Below are 17,943 nucleotides of genomic sequence, written 5' to 3'. Positions count from 1 at the left end.
ATCATTATCTAAATTGCAGGATCAGAATAGCCTGCTTTTCTAAAAGCTTCTGCTCTAAGTTTACAAGAATCACATACTCCACAAGGGGTCCCTTCTCCTTTGTAACACGACCATGTATTTGCAAAATCAACTCCTAAATCCATTCCCATAATAATTTCATCTACTTTCGTTTTGTAAACAAAAGGGGCATGAATTTTAAACTTTTTACCCTCTTCTACAGCTGCTACCGTCCCCATATTAATTGTTGATTCCATCGAATCAATAAAAGATTGGCGACAATCAACATACCCAGAATAATCCACTTCACTCACTCCAATAAAGATATCATAAGCTTCAATGGCTTCTCCCATAGATGCTGCAACACTAAGGAAAACGAGATTACGTGCAGGAACATAAGTTTGTGGAATTTCTTTCTTATGAATGTCGCCTTCCTCAACATTCATAGACATATCCGTTAACGAAGAACCTCCCCATTGCCCCATATTGATATCCACAATACGATGACCTGAGATCTTAGCTGATTCAACAAGCGTCTTCGCCTTTTCTAATTCAATGGAGTGTCTCTGTCCATAAGAGAAAGACAGAGCATACACTTCATAACCTTGTGATTTTGCCAACCACATTGCAACAGCAGAATCTAATCCGCCGGATAATAAAACAATGGCTTTTTTTCTTTCCATTTTTGCTTTCATTTACTTTAAACCAAAAAAGTGAATCAAAAACTTGGAAAATGAAAACAGGGGTCACCACAAGACGAAATGCTTATGCCCTACAAGGAAGGTGTAATCATAATTCCTAGTTTTTTTTATAGACAGGATGGTTACGAACTGTCTTTTATTACTATTGGGTTGCAAATTTATATATTATTGTGAATTATCCCACAATAAAGAGTTTACATATGACAAAAATCATATTACACAATCCACTATAAAACAATCGTTTTGGCTATATCACAAACAATTAAGCTCTTTTTTAAGTCGTTCATATTTTTGTAAAAGAAGGATAGTAGGAGCATGAGTGATAGTCCCATTATCCACCATATCAAAGGCCTTCTTCATCGAATAACATACAGGAACAATATCTTCCCCTGCATCGAAACAGGGGGTACCTGCTTCTAATCCGATTGCGATAAATAGATGTACTTTAGAATCAATTACAGAAGTAAACGGGTCAATAACTCCCATCGAAATAATCCGATCTGCTTTGAAACCGAGCTCCTCTTTTAACTCACGTTTTGCAGCCTCTACTGGCAATAAATCTTCTTTATCAATCGCTCCACACACGACCTCTATACTTCGTCGTTGTACAGCATACTTGAACTCATCAACCAGATAAACATTGTCGTGATCCACAGCCAAAACAGCAATTCCATCAACCACTTTGGTAATTCCAAATAACATATCTAGTCCATCTTCTGTCGTGAAACGATCTTCACGCACTGAAATCCATCTATTTTCATAAACGATTCTTGAATTATAATTACGTTTATGGGAAAATTGATTCTTATCTTTATCCGTCATATTTTGTGCTATTTTAGATAACAATTAGAAACAAAAATAGCATCAAAATTGTATTTGATATATAGTATAGATAGAAGAAGACAAAAAGATTATGGCAAAAAATGAGAACAAAAAGATTCTTCATGAAGAACATCATCACATTGAGATACCTCATCATGAAAGGTTACATTTGGATCAAATGTTCCTAAAGAAACCGATATATACCGTTAGCCTTATAATCGGAATAATATTACTAACCCTTGAAATTATACTAGCACACATTACTTTTATTCCTCTCATACTAAGGGTTCTTCTTTTTCTCCTTCCTTCAATGTTTATACTGATGCTCATCAGGGATAAAGTTCACAAACATGTAAACACTAAAAAGGAGAAATGGATTCATTTAGGTATGTTATACATCGGCATTGGGGCACTTATCATGTCGCTATTCACAGGGATTAATTACTTCTTTAGAGAGAAGACTATTCAGACTAAAAGGGTAACCATAGTACACAAAAAAGTTGACACCATTGATGAGCATAGTCTAAAACTTGTCACGATAGAATATCAAGGAGTAGAAAAAGAGTTACTCGTAAAATCAGATAGAATCTACCAATCTAATACTTTGGAAATAAAAATTCAAAATGGACTATTGGGATATGCAGTACTAAAATCACACGAAAAATAGATACGGCACAAACTACTTACAAAGTAAGATTCAAATATTATTCCAATATAAATTATATTCCAGTAATAAAATTTGTGGATAGATTGGCATGTCACAGCCTTATAAATAATTAAAATTCACACCTATCATAGATACACATTACTAATGGATTGGTTACCCTTTGGTTACTCTGGGAGTAACTGAAGGGTAAAGAAAGGGTAAAGAAAGGGTAACCAATCTACGAATGAATCCACCCTAAATCTCATTTTTGATATCACTTATAAAGAGTGTCAATATGGTTCTTAATCTTGAGATAATATTGTCATTATATGGTTATTACTTAATTCATAATAGAACGATTTTGTTCCGACTATTTTTTGCTATTATCTTTCATTTCAAATGTCAAATCAGCGTCATAAGTAATTGACGAGCGTTTGTTGGAATTGATAATAATCGTTCCTCCCTCATGGAAAAGAGTGAGGTGGATATCATAAGTGTCTACACTGTTCTTCACTTTCAGTGAAACTTTTACCCTTCTTTTTTTATCAATATTTTTAATATCCAATTTTGATATTGGGGAATCCATCTCGATAGCACCACCTCCATTATAGTCTACTTGATAAGCCCTCCCAAAGAAAGGCAAATAGGCCTCTATACTATCTCCTTTCATTTTCAGGAAATATCCTTCTCCTTGAACATTACGGGTTCCTTTGTTAAAGATAACTCGTGTTGCATCAAGTTTAAACTTACCAGTTGTAAGCTGATTCAAAAGCTCCTTATACTCCTTATCTTTTTTTTCTTTTCTAGTTTGTGCTGATGAAGGAACCAATAGAGAGAACATCAAGACAATAACTGCAAAAATCTTTATCTTCATAATCTAATTTTATATATTTTTGTACACTATATATAAATAACAATATAAGAGGTTAAATTGATCATTTAAGAATAGACAAAATCACAAAAAAATAGGCCTCAACTCCTTACAAGAACATGGAAATAAAACATCATTACCATACTGCGTCAGGATAATTGTTTCTTATATGAATTGATAAATTACAAAAACCGAACCATTTTTTTTCATTCTGAATATTCAATCGAGGACTCAAAGAGAAGGGTAATCTAGTGTTAATATATAACAAAAGTAAATAATAAAGAATATGAAAATTGTAATTCCAACAACAGCACAGGGAACAATAGATTCCCATTTTGGTCATTGTGCATCCTTTATGGTATACCAAATTGATGAAAACAAAAAGATTGTAGGCAAAGAGAAAGTCGAAGCACCAGAAGGATGCGGATGCAAATCGAATATAGCACAGCAACTTAAAGATAAAGGGGTCACACTTATGCTTGCGAGTAATATGGGAAATGGAGCTGTCCAGAAACTATCCAATGCTGGCATTAAAGTGATTAAAGGCTGTAGTGGCGACAATATTGAATGTGTTAATAACTATCTAAATGAAACACTTCAAGTGGTAGATATTACCTGTGATCACTCTAGTTGTAAAAGCCACTAAGTTGGGAGTAACAATACACTTCCAAACAATGTAAGATAAAAGTAAAGCCCATTACCAATCTCCACAAGGGATAAGGATAATGGGCTTTATTGTAAGCAATATATCCTTAATCAATCAATTGAAAATAAAGATCTAAATGTTTTCGAAGAAGGTCTTTGTACAGTTCCACATCACGTTTACGAAGTGCATCTATAATGTGCTCATGGGTCACAGCTTGTGATTCATTGTAGACTAAAGCCTCTCTGCCTTCAAATATTTCATCATAATTCAGTTTAACATACTCCAACAACGGAAGAACAATTCGTTGAAAATCAGTAACAGAACGATTTCCACATATCTTTAGTATTCTCATATGAAACTTGGCATCACTCTCTGGATCAAATCGATTGTTCTTATATTTGATCTCTTGAGATTGAATATCCTCAAGATCTTGTATATCTTCAGCAGTAATCTTTTTAAAGATAAGCTCCGTTGCTCCCATCTCTAGTATCAAGCGAAAGCCTAAAAGATCTATTAAAGTCTCTTTGCTTAATAAACGAGGATTCATTACTCGCTCAAAACTATTGAATAGTGGTGGTTCTTGAAGAATCATCCCTTTTCCTGGCTTCGTTTCAATCAAACCAACCATTCGAAACCTACTTAAAGCCTCACGAACAACACTTCTACCAACCCCTAATAGATTTGTCAGTTCAATCTCTCCAGGAAGACTATCTCCAGGTTTTAGATTTGCTTTACGAAAATATGCTAGCAAGTTTTTCTCGACCATATCCACTAATGAGGTCTTTTGTATTGCCTTAATTTTATCTCTAGTCATAAAAAAATTGAGTTGTATAATTAAATAGGACGCGGTAAAAGTACTCAAAAATCAACTATTTCATGAACCGAAAATGAAATAGTCACCTATATAATGTCTTAATATAACTCTATTTAAATATTCTAAATAATACCAAATAGTGCAATACAAAGAGATCATAAATACCTCTATAATTGAGAAACTACAGAGGTCTATTTATCACGATTTTTCCAAGTGTAACTTATGGGATCAAAACGATAGTATGATTTGCTTAGAATAGGATCTATACTATAGCAAGCTAGGAAGAAAAGTACGTAAGTATCCGATCTCCTTTATGAAACTTTTATCCTCTATCTTATTGTGCCATTCGTTTGGATCATTTAATTCATGATGAATCCCATTTGATTCAATGGGTGCCAATCGGATTTTGGAACGACAACGGATAGTTCAAAAGACTCACGCGATCCTATGGTTCATCAAACTCCATCTTCGTGTATTCATCCCATTGATAAGAGGGGGGGGTAAATCAAACAGTAAGATAAAAAATCTTACCTGCACCATACACCTAATAACCATTCTGTTTAAAATAGATAGGAATTGCTTTTATATGCGAATAGCGAGGCCTTATCCATTGTGAATTTTTATAAATTCCAGAATGATGCGGATAGACGATGCTCTACTAAGACCACACATAGGAGAAGGACAATGAGTATTCGCAAAAGGAACACTATCCTTGGCCAGCTTGTCAAGATTTGGAGTCTTTGAATTTGGATGACCTGAAAGAAATCCAACCCAGTCATTCATATCATCCACAGCAATAAAAAGAATATTAGGCTGATTTTTTTGCTTTGCGATAGTATTCTTTAAAGGGATGAGTAAGGATAAAACAAGGAGTAAGCTTTCAATATTTTTTTCATAAACATTTTAAATTATAAAAAAATCAAGTGTGATATTAAAATATCACACTTGAAGAAATAAACTATTATCTTTTATCCGCAGGAGTAATAAGCTCATGAAAAGAGATAGATTGAAAAGTCATCCACGACACACTTCCTTCATAAAGAATTCCAATATTCTCCTCATCGATAGATGTCAAACATGAGTAACCAGCACCACTACCATAATCTAGTTCCATCCAATACTCTTTTGGCCATGTTTTACCATCATCGAAACTAACCTTAATTGTTTGGTTACTTCTACGATACTTATTGTTTGGATTTGAGAAAAGAAGAACATGTTTCTTTTTGCCATTTTGAGTATAGTCATGACGAATAATAGATGCCATACATACTGGTTCGATCAAAGCAGAATGAGAGGTTGGTGATTCTACCCATGTTTTACCTAAGTCTTTTGTTATTGCAATGTTACGACCATTATTGTCTCCTTTGTTGTGTCTGTTTCTATTATCACGCATATTAAGCATAATAGAACCATCTCCTAATTCAACAGCCATACACTCGGTTGTGTTATGAGCTGCAGGAGCAGAAGTAACCCAAGTTTTACCCCCATCTTTACTGTAAGTAATATTAGAAAAAGGTAGACCATTTTTATCGCGACCTTGAGTTGGGAAAACGATTGTACCATCCTTCAATGTAATACCAGCACCTGGTGCAGGAGCATATAACCACCACTCTTTCTTCTTACACATTTTGGTAATATTGATTGGTTCACCCCATGTTTTACCATCATCGGTACTTTTGGCAATAATGAACTGAGAAGTCTGTTCTACACCAAATCCAGGCTGTGAACCTTTATTTCTCCATTGGTGATTCCAATCCTTGCTCTCTTCATTCAGTCCTTGAATCCATTTTCCATTTGAGTTAATAACACCATACATCCATAAACCAGCAACATAAATATCACCAGTGTTTTGGTCTACGAGAATATTGGCATCACTCACCCCATTAAATTTTTCAGGAAGTCCTCCCCATTTATGCATATCTAGCGCAACACGCATTGGTTCCCATGTTTTTCCTTTGTCGGTACTTCTACTAACCCCTATATCAATATTTCCTTGAAGGTCACGACCATTATCTCTACGGATATCATAGATCGCTAAAAGAGAACCTTTCTTTGTCGTTGTTAAACCAGGAATACGATAAGTGTTGACACCATCAACCCCTTTATCACGAACAGAAACACCGAGACGTTGTTTGGCAACAAAATCGGTATTGGAAGGGGTTAACTGAACTCCATCCACAGTAATCTGTTTAATAGAAGCTTCCACTTCTCCTTGAGGAGATGCATTATCAGAGAGATGATAACTAACCCAAATATAGTTTTTCCCTTTTTTAAGTACTTGTTTGCCATCAAAAATGAGATTTTGATTAACCTTAGTAATCGGTTTTCCAAATAAAACTTCATTCCCAAAATTTCGAGTCTTTCCTGTAAAATAGACACTCACCTTATCAAGATCTGCAATATCCGTATCTCCGATAGATAAAACGACATTGGATAGTATCGCATTATTATTAGGGTTATCATAACAGATACCCATAATTTGATTGTCCTGCTCATGTTTTAAGACAGGTAGGATATGCGAAGATTGAACAAGTTTGTTACTCCCAACAGGAGAACTTACAGAACAGCTAGTCAACATGGTTCCGACAAGTCCTAATGAAACGAATAGCTTATTAATTTTACTCATTTTTAATAGCGTGTTTAAGTTAAGATACTTATAAAAAAAAAGATTAAGACATGAAATTAAATCATCATGCCTTAACTTATATCACATTCAGTTTATATAATTATTAAGAATTACTAATTCCTGAATAACCATCATTCTGCACTAATTTATCATTATCTCTTAGATCATCATCAGAGAAAGGCCATAAAATTGGCGTTGTTTTGCCTTTTAGATTAGGAATCACATCATAGATATTTATCGTACCCCAAGCATTTGCACGAACTAAATCAGGCCATCTTTTAAGCTCTAAAAACAGTTCTCGGAAGCGCTCTGCAAGAATCTCTTTTTCTACTGAGTCCTTGTCCATCGCACCAGAATATGCTCCAGTACTAGCTCTTTGACGTACTTGATCAAGGTCGACAACAGCACCAGCGATATCATTCGTTGCAGCTTTAGCCTCGGCACGGAGAAGAAGGAGTCCTCCCCAACGATAAAGAATCACATCATCATCAAATACTCTATCTTGAAGATCATCATAATAGGTACCTCTAAATTTATTTGAAATAGGAGTCAAACTATCCCAATGAGTACAAATTACCACAATACTATTGTCGTCCCCTTCGTATCTTACAACATCTCTCTCATCTCCAAACATATCCAATCCATTCTCGGGTGTATCAAGAGTGTAAGTTCCATTATCATAATCCGTTTTGTTCACTTTTTGAGTAGACTGCACCACAAGAGGGTATAGAATAGAAACACTACGACGTGTATCATTCATATTCACATCATAAGTTTTCTCGAGTTCTAAAGATGGTGCATAAACAGCACGAGCACGACCACCTTGTGTAGAAGCCATATCAGCATAATTATGTGTATTCGCTAAGTTTCCATAACCAGGCTTAGTAAATCGACCGTATTGGTAAGCTTGTTCGTAACGATCGAAATAGGTTGATAAGACAATTTCAGAATTGACTTTATTGCTTGAGGAAAATATATCCGCATAGTTCTCTTCTAAAGAGACATTGGCATGCGCTTCAATCCAGTCGATACATTTAATCGCTTCCATTAGATCGGTACTACCACCACCAAGTACTTTTGCTTTATACATTAGCACATCGGCTTTTAGTGCATAAGAAGCGGCTTTAGACCAGAAATTTTTATTTCCGATAGCATCTTCTGTATACATTCCTATGGCAGCATCCACATCACTTAGTATCTGTGTCATCACTTCGTTGACCGGAGTTTTACCAATGATTGGAGTGTTTGATCCAGTATAAACATCTGTAACAAGAGGGACATCTCCCCAAGTCTTGATCAACTTAAAGTATGTATGAGCCCTCATCGATAATGCTGATCCAAGAATTTGCTTCTTGAGTGCATCTCTAGAACCAAAGTTAACTTTCGATCCTTCATTATAAAGCTGATTGAAATGGAAAATAGCGTTATAATAACTAGTCATATCAGCGGTGTTCTCCTTGTCAAGGTACTGACTCCATGCATTAGAAGCAGGCCCAATATCTCCAGGTATAAAGGAATCTCCACGGTCTTCCTCTAAATATGTAGAGTTATTAATATCTCTAAACTTGTCATTACATCCATAATAATATGCAATCACGTCATCTGGTGATGACCAGAAAGAGGATGGGTCAATCGTTGAAACCTGATCTACATTTAAGAAATCAGAACAACTTGTCAGGGTGCCACAGGCAATCAATGCAGCAACTATATATTTATTAAAATTCATACCAATCTCTGCTTAAAAAGTGAAACGTGCCGAAAAGTTAAATTGTAAAGGATTTGGATATGTACCAACTTCCTTACCATCATAATGCTCTGGAGTTAAACCATCAAATGCTGTGATATAACCAAGGTTATAAACACCAGCTGCAAGATTCAATCCTTTGATTCTCAATGTTTGCATAAATTTGCTATTCTTGTTGAAATCATAAGATAGAGATATCTCACTAAAGGCTAAATAATTACCACTTGAGACATACATATCGTTATCGTAGTTTCCGTTACCAATTGGAGATCCGCGCATATGGTTACGGTAACCATTATCATAATCTGATCCTGAATTATATCGAGGATAGATTGCTTGAGAGTTGTCGTATCCTTCGTATGGCTCTAAACCATCAGCCCAAAAGATATTTCCATTGGCAACATCTTTGGTTGTACCCATTCTATTTCTAGCATTACCATTCATTCTTGCTCTCCAACCATTCGCAACAATGTGACCTAAACCATAACGCATAACAGTTCTAAGAGAAAAACCTTTATAGTTAAATGTATTGATAATAGATCCCATCTTATCTGGGTTTGCATATCCTTCAAAAGCCAAATCACGTGTATCAATTGTATCATTACGATCTCTATCAATCCACTTAGTATCGCCAGCATGTTTTGCTTGACCTAGTTTGCTTCCTGAAACTTGAGTATCATATGGAGCATTGGCAGCTTCTTCATCTGTCATATAAACACCATCCGCTTGCCACATCCATCTCTGACCAATACGTTCTCCTTCAGCAGTTCCTCCAACAGTGATATATTTTTTAGATGCTTCATCCCAAACCTCACGTCCACCAATTCGGTTCTTGTCTTTCCCATTCTCTGGCAACTTCAGAACATAACCACGGTTTAAACTGAAAGAAAAAGATAGATCCCATTTGAAATCACGAGTATTGATAAGAGTAGAGTTAATTCCAATCTCGAATCCTTTATTTTGGAAGATACCAATATTGTCCTTGATTGAATTAAATCCTGTTTGTGCAGGGAGATTAAATCCATAAAGTCTATCTTTTGTACGCTTATCGTAGTAGTCAAAATATAGCGTGTGCTTATTATTTAAAATGCCCATATCAAAACCAATATCTAATGTTGATGTTGACTCCCATACAAGATTTTGATTACCAATCGTAGACTGTAGTACACCCGTGTTATTTTGATAATTCGATCCTGTACCAAAACTTCCATAAGTATCAGAAAGACTTACATTATCATTACCGGCAGTACCGTATGATGCTCTTAACTTTAGGTTTGTAATTACTTCAGCAGTTTTTGTTCCTTGGAAGAAATCCTCTTTGTGAATGTTCCAACCTCCAGAAAGAGATGGGAAAAAGGCATACTTATTTTTTTCTGAGAAACGAGACGAGCCATCGCGACGAAGACTCGCAGAAACAAGATAGCGCTCATCAAAGTTATAGTTAAATCGTCCAAAGTAAGATAAGGTTCTAACATCCCCAACAGTAGAACTTATTCGTTCATCATCTGTCGCAGAAGCATTTAATGTTGGAACGTAATCTGTTGCTGCATTTGCACCAGAACCATTCATATTAAAAGTGTGTTCACTTCTCATACTTTGTCCTAACAAGATATCAAAATTATGTTTTTCAAAGCTTTTAGTATAAGTCAACACATTGTCAAGAGTCCATTGCTCATAAGAGTTATGGGTGGCATTCATTGGACGATTTGTGACGTAAGGATTGTATTTCTCAAAGAAATCATAGATATATTCATATTTATAATACGAAGCTCTAGGTTTAAAATTTAAGCCAGGTAGAATTTCCCAATCAAAACTAGTATTCAACGTAGTTCTATACTTAGATTGGCTTTGCGTTTGGTAATAGTTAGAATGTAAAATATTACGAGGAGATCCTCCACCTTCACCAATAGATGGCAAACCATCATCTGTATATAAACGGATAGTTTGAGGCATTCTTGCAGAACGATCTGTTGCACTATTGTTTGGTCCAAGAGCCGATGATTTTTGGAAATCAACCCCGGCAGTTACTTTTAAATTTTCTTTGATATTATAAGCACCATTAAATTTTGCTGAATATCTGTCGTAGCTCGAACCAACAACAATACCCTTATTATCCAAAGCTCCAAAGCTTGCATAGAAATTTCCTTTATCATTACCTCCGTCAAAAGAGACATTCATATCATTAATAACGCCGGTTCTAAACATTTGATCTTGATAATTCGCATCTTTGAAAATGAGTTTACGTCCTGTAACAGGATCAATCATGGTCTCATATCCTTGGCTGTTGATCAAATTATTGACGTAGTCCTGGCCATTTACTGCTACTAGGTCATCGTAGAACTCTGTAGTACTAACTGAATTTCCATAACCCGCACCTTGTTTACCAGAATAGTTTGCATTCCCAGTACCATAACCATAAGAAGGGTCTTCTAAACGAGCCTTTGAGTTTGTATCTAACTCTTGGTTTGCAGCAACACGTGATGCCCATAAATAATCATGTGCATTAGAAAATGGATATTTTCTTGCTTGCTTATTTACAGTAGTACCATACTTAACATTGATATTACCAAAACCGTTAGAGTTTTTACCTTTTTTCGTATTAATCACAATAACCCCTGCAGCTCCTCTTGCTCCATAAATAGAAGCAGAAGCACCATCCTTAAGAACTTGCATCGACTCAATATCTTCAGGGTTTAAGTCATTCATATTGTCACGAATAACTCCATCAATTACATATAGAGGGGTTCCTCCACCAGGAGAAGTTCCTCCACGAATAAGGACCTTTGGAGTAGATCCAGGTTGACCAGTGGTAACACGAATATCCACCCCTGGCACTTTACCTTGAACAGACAACAGGGCATCTCCAGAAGGAGTAGTTGCAAGCTCTTTATCATCCACCTTTGTTACAGCAGAAGTAATTGTAGAACGAGATTGCTTACCATAACCAACCGCAACGACTTCATTTAGACCAATTGCAGTGTCTTTAAGTTTAATATCAAACTTCTTTCTATTGGAAACCTCTAAAGTTTGAGACTCCAACCCGATAAATGATACAGTAATTTTAGAGTTTTGAGAAACTTTTAATGTAAAGAGACCATCCACATTGGTCACAGTTCCATTAGTAGTTCCTACTTGAACCACAGTAGCTCCAGGTAGGGGAAGTCCAGAACTGTCTTTAACAACACCACTAATCAGATAATCTTGTGCAGATAAACTATTAATAGTGCATAGCATGAACATCATTAGATAAAGAATCGAGGTAATTTTAGCAGAAATTCCCCATCGATTAATAATTGTTTTTCGCATATTTGCAAATTGTTTAGTTGGTTATACAATTATCAATTAAAAATTGGAGGAGCAGAAGGTGAAAGAGTTGCTCCTCCTAATTTTAAATTCATTACTATAGATCGTAAAAGCCGATCTTCTTAAGGTCAGAATCGATAGCTTCTAGCTCACTCTTCCCATAAAATGGAAGTTGTGCTCTACAAGGTCCACATTCTATTCCAATAAGGTTCATAATTGCTTTTCCTGCAATTACACCACCTCCATACTTAATCAGAACTTCTACTACTTTGATTGAAATATCCTGAAGTTCTTGAGCCTTTTTAATGTCTCCATTCTCAAATGCCTCTTTTAGACCAAGGTAAACAGATGGGATATAGTTATAAGTACTACCAACACCTCCTTTAGCCCCCATGGCTAAGCCTGATAAAAGAATTTCATCATACCCATGAAGAATATCAAATTCACCATCATTAAACTGGATACATTGACGCAACTCCATTAAGTTGTTATGAGTGAATTTAATACCAGCAAGATTAGAAATTCTCTTTTGAGCTAGAGTCAAAAACTCAACCATAGATACATTCACATTCGAAGTTGCAGGCATGTGGTAATAATAAAAAGGAGTATTATCACAAGCTTGGGCTACCTTTTCACAAAAACGAACTAGATCTTCGGTATTAGATGGAGGTAAAAAACATGGTCCCATGCATCCTACTGCATATGCACCATTCTCTTGTGCATGAGCAGCTAGTTCTGCTGATTGCACAGAACTTGTTGAACCAACATGAACAATTACATGAAAAGTATCCTCTTGGTGTTCTAGCCACTTCTCTGCAACTAACTTACGCTCTGTAAGTGACATTAACATGCCCTCACCAGTTGTTCCATTGATGAAAACACCTGCTAGACCGTCGCCTTTAAGTTTGTCAGCATATTTTGAAATAGCATCTAGGTTTAATGATCCATCCTCAAACATTGGAGTAAATGGTGCGGCTACAAAACCTGTAATTTTTTTATTCTGACTCATTTTTATATTATATTATTTGTTCCCATCCTGTGAATCAGATGGCAATATCATATGAATAAACAGACCTAACACACAGCATGAAATAACTCCAGTAGCAGTATATAACAATAAGTGTAGTTGGGTAAAATTAGATATCAATATTTGCACTATAATTGTAAGGATAAATGCAATCGAAGCAGATTTACCATTAACTTTAGGAAATAAAATCCCTAAAAGAAATAAACCTCCTAAACCTCCTATTACAAGTCCCAATACTTTATTAAAAGAATCCCATAGAGACTTAATCTCCATACTAGCCATTATTAAGGCAAAAGCAGTACCTAAAAGCCCGATGACTAATGTAGCTCGTCTTGCTACTTGCATGGACTGATCCGAAGACTTAAACATTCTAAAATGAAAATCAACACAATATGACGTGGCAGCAGAATTTATACTACTCGACACACTTGACATCGCGGCAGCAAAAATTCCACTAATTAAAATTCCAACGACTCCATTCGGTAACTCATTAGTAATATACCAAGGAAATATACTATCACCATTTACAAGCGAATAGTTCATATCAGCAGGATGTTGCTTATAAAAAGCATAAAGAGCTGTACCTACAAAGAAAAATATCAATGTTGCTGGAATAGTCAAAAGAGCATTAGTCCACACACTCTTTTGTGCACTTTTTGTATCAGAAGTAGTAAGATACCTCTGAACCATTGTTTGGTCAGATGCATAAGTGGAAAACTGATTAAAAACACCCCCTATTAACACAACCCATAAAGTAGGTTGCCTCCAGTCGAAGGCTGTATTGAAAGCTTGTATCTTGTGATCCTCAATGGCAACATTCATTATTCCAGTAAAACCCCCATCAACTTGATTAGAGATCAAGAAAAGAGTAAGGATTGCTCCACCAAGCAGTACGACAACTTGCATCGCATCAGTCCATATAACGGCCTCAATTCCCCCCATTAATGTATACAGAAGACTTAAAACGCCCATCATACAAATACAGACATAAATATCAATTCCTGTTACAACATTCAATGCAATGGCTGGAAGGAAAAGTACCACTCCCATACGACCAATTTGATAAATAATAAAAGAGGCACTTCCTGCAGCTCTTAAGAAATAATTAAAACGTAATTCTAAATACTCATAGGCAGTGGTAATATTCTGCTTTCTAAAATATGGGATAAATAGATATACGATAATTGGAGCTACAACAACAACACCCAGATTCAACCAAATATAAGACCAATCTGTTGCATATGATTTTGCAGGAATCGCCATAAAAGTTATTGCACTCAAGGCTGTTCCAAATATACTTAGACCTGCTGCCCACCACGGGACTCTTCCTCCTCCTTTAAAATAGTCTTCTGTATTCTTTTGACGTTTTGAGAAATAGTAACCGATCCAAACCAGAAGACCAAAATATATAATAAGTACTAAAATATTCAACCAACCAAGAGAACTCTCCTTTTCTATAAATGAACCCTCAATAACATTTGGAGTACGAACACCAGGTTTCACTTCACCACTAACGATATATACATGCCCATTATTTTGAGTGAGTGAAGCAGTTGCTACACCACTCTTTGGCAATTTACTATCTACAACTAACTTATTGGTTATCGTGTTATATACATACACTTTATTAGGAAAACCTGGATGGTTTGTATAATAGTCTAAAAGTTCATGACTGACCTTACTATTTGATCTTTTTAAATTAGTCTTCACTTGAACTTCTTTATTAAAAAGCACACCATCCGTACCAGTAGGAATAACAATAAAAGATTGTCCAGAAGCAAATGCATTACCAGCCATTATAGGAAATTCGCCACGAATCTCACTCCATTTTTTCAATATCGGATCATACTTTACCCCAGAGTTCAACACTTCAGGATCATTTCCTTTCTTAAAACTTCTTCCACCTAAAAGATACAAACACTGTTTCTCTCCATCATTTTGTGCTACCAATACACTATAAGCTCTAGACTTTCCAGGAAAATTATTCAACTTAATCCATTTTGAATATTTATTGGAGATATCTAAAGCATACAAAGCATTCGTAGTAGATTTTGAAGCATCTACTCCTCCTGCAACATAAACAATACTCCCTATTTTAGTCGAACTTAAATTAGAGAGAGGAGTAGGTAAAGATGGAAAAGACTCGGTATTAACATCCTTGCCATCAAATTTTAACAAAGTTACATCAGAACATATTCCTTCTCGATTTTCACCCCCGATTAACAAGAGGCCTTCTTTAATTTGAATGCTAGTTCCATACGCAATATTCTTTGAATAATGAATATTAGAACTTTTCCATTTTATAGTTTGATCAGATACATCACCTATAAAGATGTCATTATGATACACCTTTACTCCACCATTCCATGGAAGTTGATCAGGAAAATTAGCCCCCCCCACTACAATCAAGTTATCATTGATAAAGCCACTAAAGGTTCCTGCTCTACCCACACCATGATCTACTGATTCTGGTAAATTTCCTTTAATTTTCCATTCAAATTCTTCCGCTATACATTCAGTTGAGACGAATAACAAAAGCATCAAAATTGATAAGAGTGTGTTTCTCATTTTTATTAGTGTATATTAAGTTTAGCTTCAAATATTAATACATGTTTGTTTTACACATCAACTTGTATGACAAACATACACTAGGAGAATGATATAAACAAATGATAAGAATGTGTTTTCGAACATATAACAAACAAACCCGATAGCATTAACATTAAGCAACATTAAATCTAAATTATAGTGTATAAATTAACGAATGAATGCGGTTATTTTTAGTTAATTTATTCGCATCTTTCACGAAGATTAATCATAAAACAAAAACGAATAAAAAGAAGAAACTTTATTAAATTAGGTAGTATTGCATCAATGGGAATATTATCAACAAAGTTAAAAGCGACTACTAAGAAGAAGTATAACGATCTTCCCAATGTCGTAATCATCCATACAGATCAGCAGAGTAGATGGACTTTAGGAAGTTATGGAGGGAGCATTATAAAAACACATTTATTGATTCTATCGGAGAAGAAGGAGCTATACTTAATAATTTCTATTGCAATGTTGGAGTATGTACTCCCTCAAGAGGGTGTTTTTTTTCGGGACAATATATAGATCAAAATGGTGCAGTTCACAATGATGTTCCACTAAACAGAGACGTAGAAACATTTGGAGAAATGGCAAGAAATAATGGGTATAATACTGCCTATTTTGGAAAATGGCATCTTGATGGTGATGCAAAGCCGGGTTTCCTTAAAGAGAGTAGATCTATGGGATTCACTGAATGTACTCATATGTGGAATCGAGGCCACTGGAAAACAATTCACGAAAATAAACCAAGAGTATCTAATAAGATTGGTGATAAAACGTCTTACACTACGGATTTTATTGCAGATAAAGCTATTGAGTACATTAATGACCAAACAGATAATCCTTTCTTGGCTGTATTGTCTATCCCAGACCCACATACTCCATTCAAAGTTCGTGATCCATATAGTAATCTTGTAGATTCAGAAGAGATGACTCTACCTAATAGCTTTGATCAACAAGACACCCCAGTATGGATTAAACAGTATTATTGGCACAATCCTAAACATACTTTAGAAAACTTTAAGGATGCAAAGTCTCAATACTATGGAATGGTGAAATGTATTGATGACAATGTAGGTAAAGTAATCAAAACACTAAAAGACAAAGGTATATATGATAATACCATTATTGTATTTACAACAGATCATGGAGAATATATGGGTGAGCATGGTGGTTTATTAGGTAAAAATAATTTCTACCAAAATGCTTATCGTATCCCTTTTCTTATTCGTTTCCCAAAAAAGATTAAGCCTAACACAGTCATTAACCACCATGTTACGACAGTAGATTTTAAAGCAACTTTGGCATCACTAATGGGAGTTGTAGCACAAAAATCAATGGATGGAAGAAGTATTTCTCCATTATTAGAATCTGAAGTATCAAAAATGGACAATAATTATGCAATCGTTTGTCGACATGGTCGAAATATCAAATCAGCATTTATTGGAATATATAACGACGAATATTCAATGTGTATTAGTAACACTGGAAAAGATCATATGCTATTCGATATGAAAAAAGACCCAGGTCAGCTAAACAATGTATACGAAAATAGAAAGTACAGAAAGGTGAAAAAAGAGTTGTCTAATATTCTAGTAGACCATGTAGATAAATATCAAGGAAAGTTTACTTGGATAAAGAATCATATTTAATATATTGGGAGAGGTTTTGTAACAAACAAAACCTCTCTAAATTTTATAATGATGGATAACAAAAAATTCAAAACCCAATTTTGGATTATAGTTGCAGGAGCGATTGTCTTATTAATGTTTAAAGTATCTATTTTTAAAACAACACAAGTAGAGACTAAATTTCAATTAGAAAAGATAACGGAGGACATTAACAAGAGGTCTCCAACAACCATTGATGAAGGACTCAGACTTGATAGTGCAAATATTTCATGGGACACCTTACACTATTATCTTACATTTCCATTCCTTAAAAGTGATCACATTTTTAAAGGAAAAAGGAAACATCGGATTCAACAAAATGCAATTCGTTTTCTTAAACAGAATGCTAATATGAAGTATTTTAGAGAATCTAAGACTCCATTAGTTTATCATTATTATGATATGCATCAAAAGCAGATGTTCTCGATAGGAATACAATATGATAGAAAAGATAAAGTTAAAGAGTTGTTCTAAAGACTCTTTA

The 17,943-nt window shown here is 35.1% G+C and carries 14 protein-coding genes; 4 read left to right on the top strand and 10 right to left on the bottom strand.

Annotation, left to right across the window (positions count from 1 at the left end; genetic code table 11):
- Positions 1 to 8 precede the first annotated feature (8 nt).
- A complete protein-coding gene (gene queC / locus K4L44_02005) occupies positions 9 to 680 on the bottom strand; it encodes a 7-cyano-7-deazaguanine synthase QueC (protein QZE14670.1) in 672 nt (223 codons plus the stop codon).
- A gap of 270 nt (positions 681 to 950) precedes the next feature.
- Positions 951 to 1,520, bottom strand: coding sequence for an NUDIX hydrolase (locus tag K4L44_02000; protein QZE14669.1), 570 nt, complete (start codon positions 1,518 to 1,520; stop codon positions 951 to 953).
- 91 nt (positions 1,521 to 1,611) lie between these two features.
- On the opposite strand from K4L44_02000, the gene K4L44_01995 reads away from it, so the two are divergent.
- Positions 1,612 to 2,187 (top strand): hypothetical protein, encoded by a 576-nt coding sequence (locus tag K4L44_01995; GenBank protein ID QZE14668.1) that lies wholly within the window; start codon positions 1,612 to 1,614, stop codon positions 2,185 to 2,187.
- A gap of 349 nt (positions 2,188 to 2,536) precedes the next feature.
- On the opposite strand, the gene K4L44_01990 is transcribed toward K4L44_01995, so the two are convergent.
- Positions 2,537 to 3,040 carry a DUF4251 domain-containing protein gene (locus tag K4L44_01990; protein QZE14667.1) on the bottom strand — a complete coding sequence of 168 codons (504 nt, stop codon included), beginning with the start codon at positions 3,038 to 3,040 and terminating at the stop codon, positions 2,537 to 2,539.
- A gap of 283 nt (positions 3,041 to 3,323) precedes the next feature.
- Here K4L44_01990 and K4L44_01985 point away from each other — a divergent pair, with 283 nt between their 5' ends.
- Complete coding sequence (locus tag K4L44_01985) at positions 3,324 to 3,683, top strand: NifB/NifX family molybdenum-iron cluster-binding protein (GenBank protein ID QZE14666.1); 360 nt, start codon at positions 3,324 to 3,326, stop codon at positions 3,681 to 3,683.
- Positions 3,684 to 3,789: 106 nt separating this feature from the next.
- Here the strand turns inward: K4L44_01985 and K4L44_01980 are convergent, their stop codons facing one another.
- The 7 genes from K4L44_01980 to K4L44_01950 form a co-directional block, all read right to left on the bottom strand.
- Entirely contained in the window at positions 3,790 to 4,497 is a 708-nt protein-coding gene (locus tag K4L44_01980) for an FCD domain-containing protein (protein ID QZE14665.1), read from the bottom strand.
- A gap of 603 nt (positions 4,498 to 5,100) precedes the next feature.
- Complete coding sequence (locus tag K4L44_01975; GenBank protein QZE14664.1) at positions 5,101 to 5,280, bottom strand: hypothetical protein; 180 nt, start codon at positions 5,278 to 5,280, stop codon at positions 5,101 to 5,103.
- A 178-nt stretch (positions 5,281 to 5,458) separates the two neighbouring features.
- Positions 5,459 to 7,123, bottom strand: a complete 1,665-nt coding sequence (locus K4L44_01970) for an exo-alpha-sialidase (protein ID QZE14663.1) — start codon at positions 7,121 to 7,123, stop codon at positions 5,459 to 5,461.
- Between the two features lie 103 nt (positions 7,124 to 7,226).
- A complete protein-coding gene (locus K4L44_01965) occupies positions 7,227 to 8,849 on the bottom strand; it encodes a RagB/SusD family nutrient uptake outer membrane protein (protein QZE14662.1) in 1,623 nt (540 codons plus the stop codon).
- A 12-nt stretch (positions 8,850 to 8,861) separates the two neighbouring features.
- Positions 8,862 to 12,173, bottom strand: a complete 3,312-nt coding sequence (locus K4L44_01960; GenBank protein QZE14661.1) for a SusC/RagA family TonB-linked outer membrane protein — start codon at positions 12,171 to 12,173, stop codon at positions 8,862 to 8,864.
- Positions 12,174 to 12,267: 94 nt separating this feature from the next.
- Positions 12,268 to 13,179: a dihydrodipicolinate synthase family protein gene (locus K4L44_01955; protein QZE14660.1), complete on the bottom strand. Its 912-nt coding sequence runs from the start codon at positions 13,177 to 13,179 to the stop codon at positions 12,268 to 12,270.
- 12 nt (positions 13,180 to 13,191) lie between these two features.
- On the bottom strand, positions 13,192 to 15,765 hold the full coding sequence (locus K4L44_01950; GenBank protein QZE14659.1) for a sodium/solute symporter: 2,574 nt from the start codon (positions 15,763 to 15,765) through the stop codon (positions 13,192 to 13,194).
- Between the two features lie 401 nt (positions 15,766 to 16,166).
- Between K4L44_01950 and K4L44_01945 the strand changes: the two genes are divergently transcribed.
- Positions 16,167 to 17,441 carry a sulfatase-like hydrolase/transferase gene (locus K4L44_01945; GenBank protein ID QZE14658.1) on the top strand — a complete coding sequence of 425 codons (1,275 nt, stop codon included), beginning with the start codon at positions 16,167 to 16,169 and terminating at the stop codon, positions 17,439 to 17,441.
- Positions 17,442 to 17,489: 48 nt separating this feature from the next.
- Positions 17,490 to 17,933 carry a hypothetical protein gene (locus K4L44_01940; protein ID QZE14657.1) on the top strand — a complete coding sequence of 148 codons (444 nt, stop codon included), beginning with the start codon at positions 17,490 to 17,492 and terminating at the stop codon, positions 17,931 to 17,933.
- The last annotated feature ends 10 nt before the right edge of the window (positions 17,934 to 17,943 follow it).

It is taken from the genome of Prolixibacteraceae bacterium (assembly GCA_019720755.1).
GTDB lineage: Bacteria > Bacteroidota > Bacteroidia > Bacteroidales > Prolixibacteraceae > Halosquirtibacter > Halosquirtibacter laminarini.
This window is presented reverse-complemented; position numbering and strand designations above follow the sequence as displayed.

Excerpts from the sequence above, each read along its gene's own strand:
- queC (QZE14670.1), bottom strand. The coding sequence starts at position 680 with ATGGAAAGAAAAAAAGCCATTGTTTTATTATCCGGCGGATTAGATTCT.
- K4L44_02000 (QZE14669.1), bottom strand. The coding sequence starts at position 1,520 with ATGACGGATAAAGATAAGAATCAATTTTCCCATAAACGTAATTATAAT.
- K4L44_01995 (QZE14668.1), top strand. The coding sequence starts at position 1,612 with ATGGCAAAAAATGAGAACAAAAAGATTCTTCATGAAGAACATCATCAC.
- K4L44_01990 (QZE14667.1), bottom strand. The coding sequence starts at position 3,040 with ATGAAGATAAAGATTTTTGCAGTTATTGTCTTGATGTTCTCTCTATTG.
- K4L44_01985 (QZE14666.1), top strand. The coding sequence starts at position 3,324 with ATGAAAATTGTAATTCCAACAACAGCACAGGGAACAATAGATTCCCAT.
- K4L44_01980 (QZE14665.1), bottom strand. The coding sequence starts at position 4,497 with ATGACTAGAGATAAAATTAAGGCAATACAAAAGACCTCATTAGTGGAT.
- K4L44_01975 (QZE14664.1), bottom strand. The coding sequence starts at position 5,280 with ATGAATGACTGGGTTGGATTTCTTTCAGGTCATCCAAATTCAAAGACT.
- K4L44_01970 (QZE14663.1), bottom strand. The coding sequence starts at position 7,123 with ATGAGTAAAATTAATAAGCTATTCGTTTCATTAGGACTTGTCGGAACC.
- K4L44_01965 (QZE14662.1), bottom strand. The coding sequence starts at position 8,849 with ATGAATTTTAATAAATATATAGTTGCTGCATTGATTGCCTGTGGCACC.
- K4L44_01960 (QZE14661.1), bottom strand. The coding sequence starts at position 12,173 with ATGCGAAAAACAATTATTAATCGATGGGGAATTTCTGCTAAAATTACC.
- K4L44_01955 (QZE14660.1), bottom strand. The coding sequence starts at position 13,179 with ATGAGTCAGAATAAAAAAATTACAGGTTTTGTAGCCGCACCATTTACT.
- K4L44_01950 (QZE14659.1), bottom strand. The coding sequence starts at position 15,765 with ATGAGAAACACACTCTTATCAATTTTGATGCTTTTGTTATTCGTCTCA.
- K4L44_01945 (QZE14658.1), top strand. The coding sequence starts at position 16,167 with ATGGACTTTAGGAAGTTATGGAGGGAGCATTATAAAAACACATTTATT.
- K4L44_01940 (QZE14657.1), top strand. The coding sequence starts at position 17,490 with ATGATGGATAACAAAAAATTCAAAACCCAATTTTGGATTATAGTTGCA.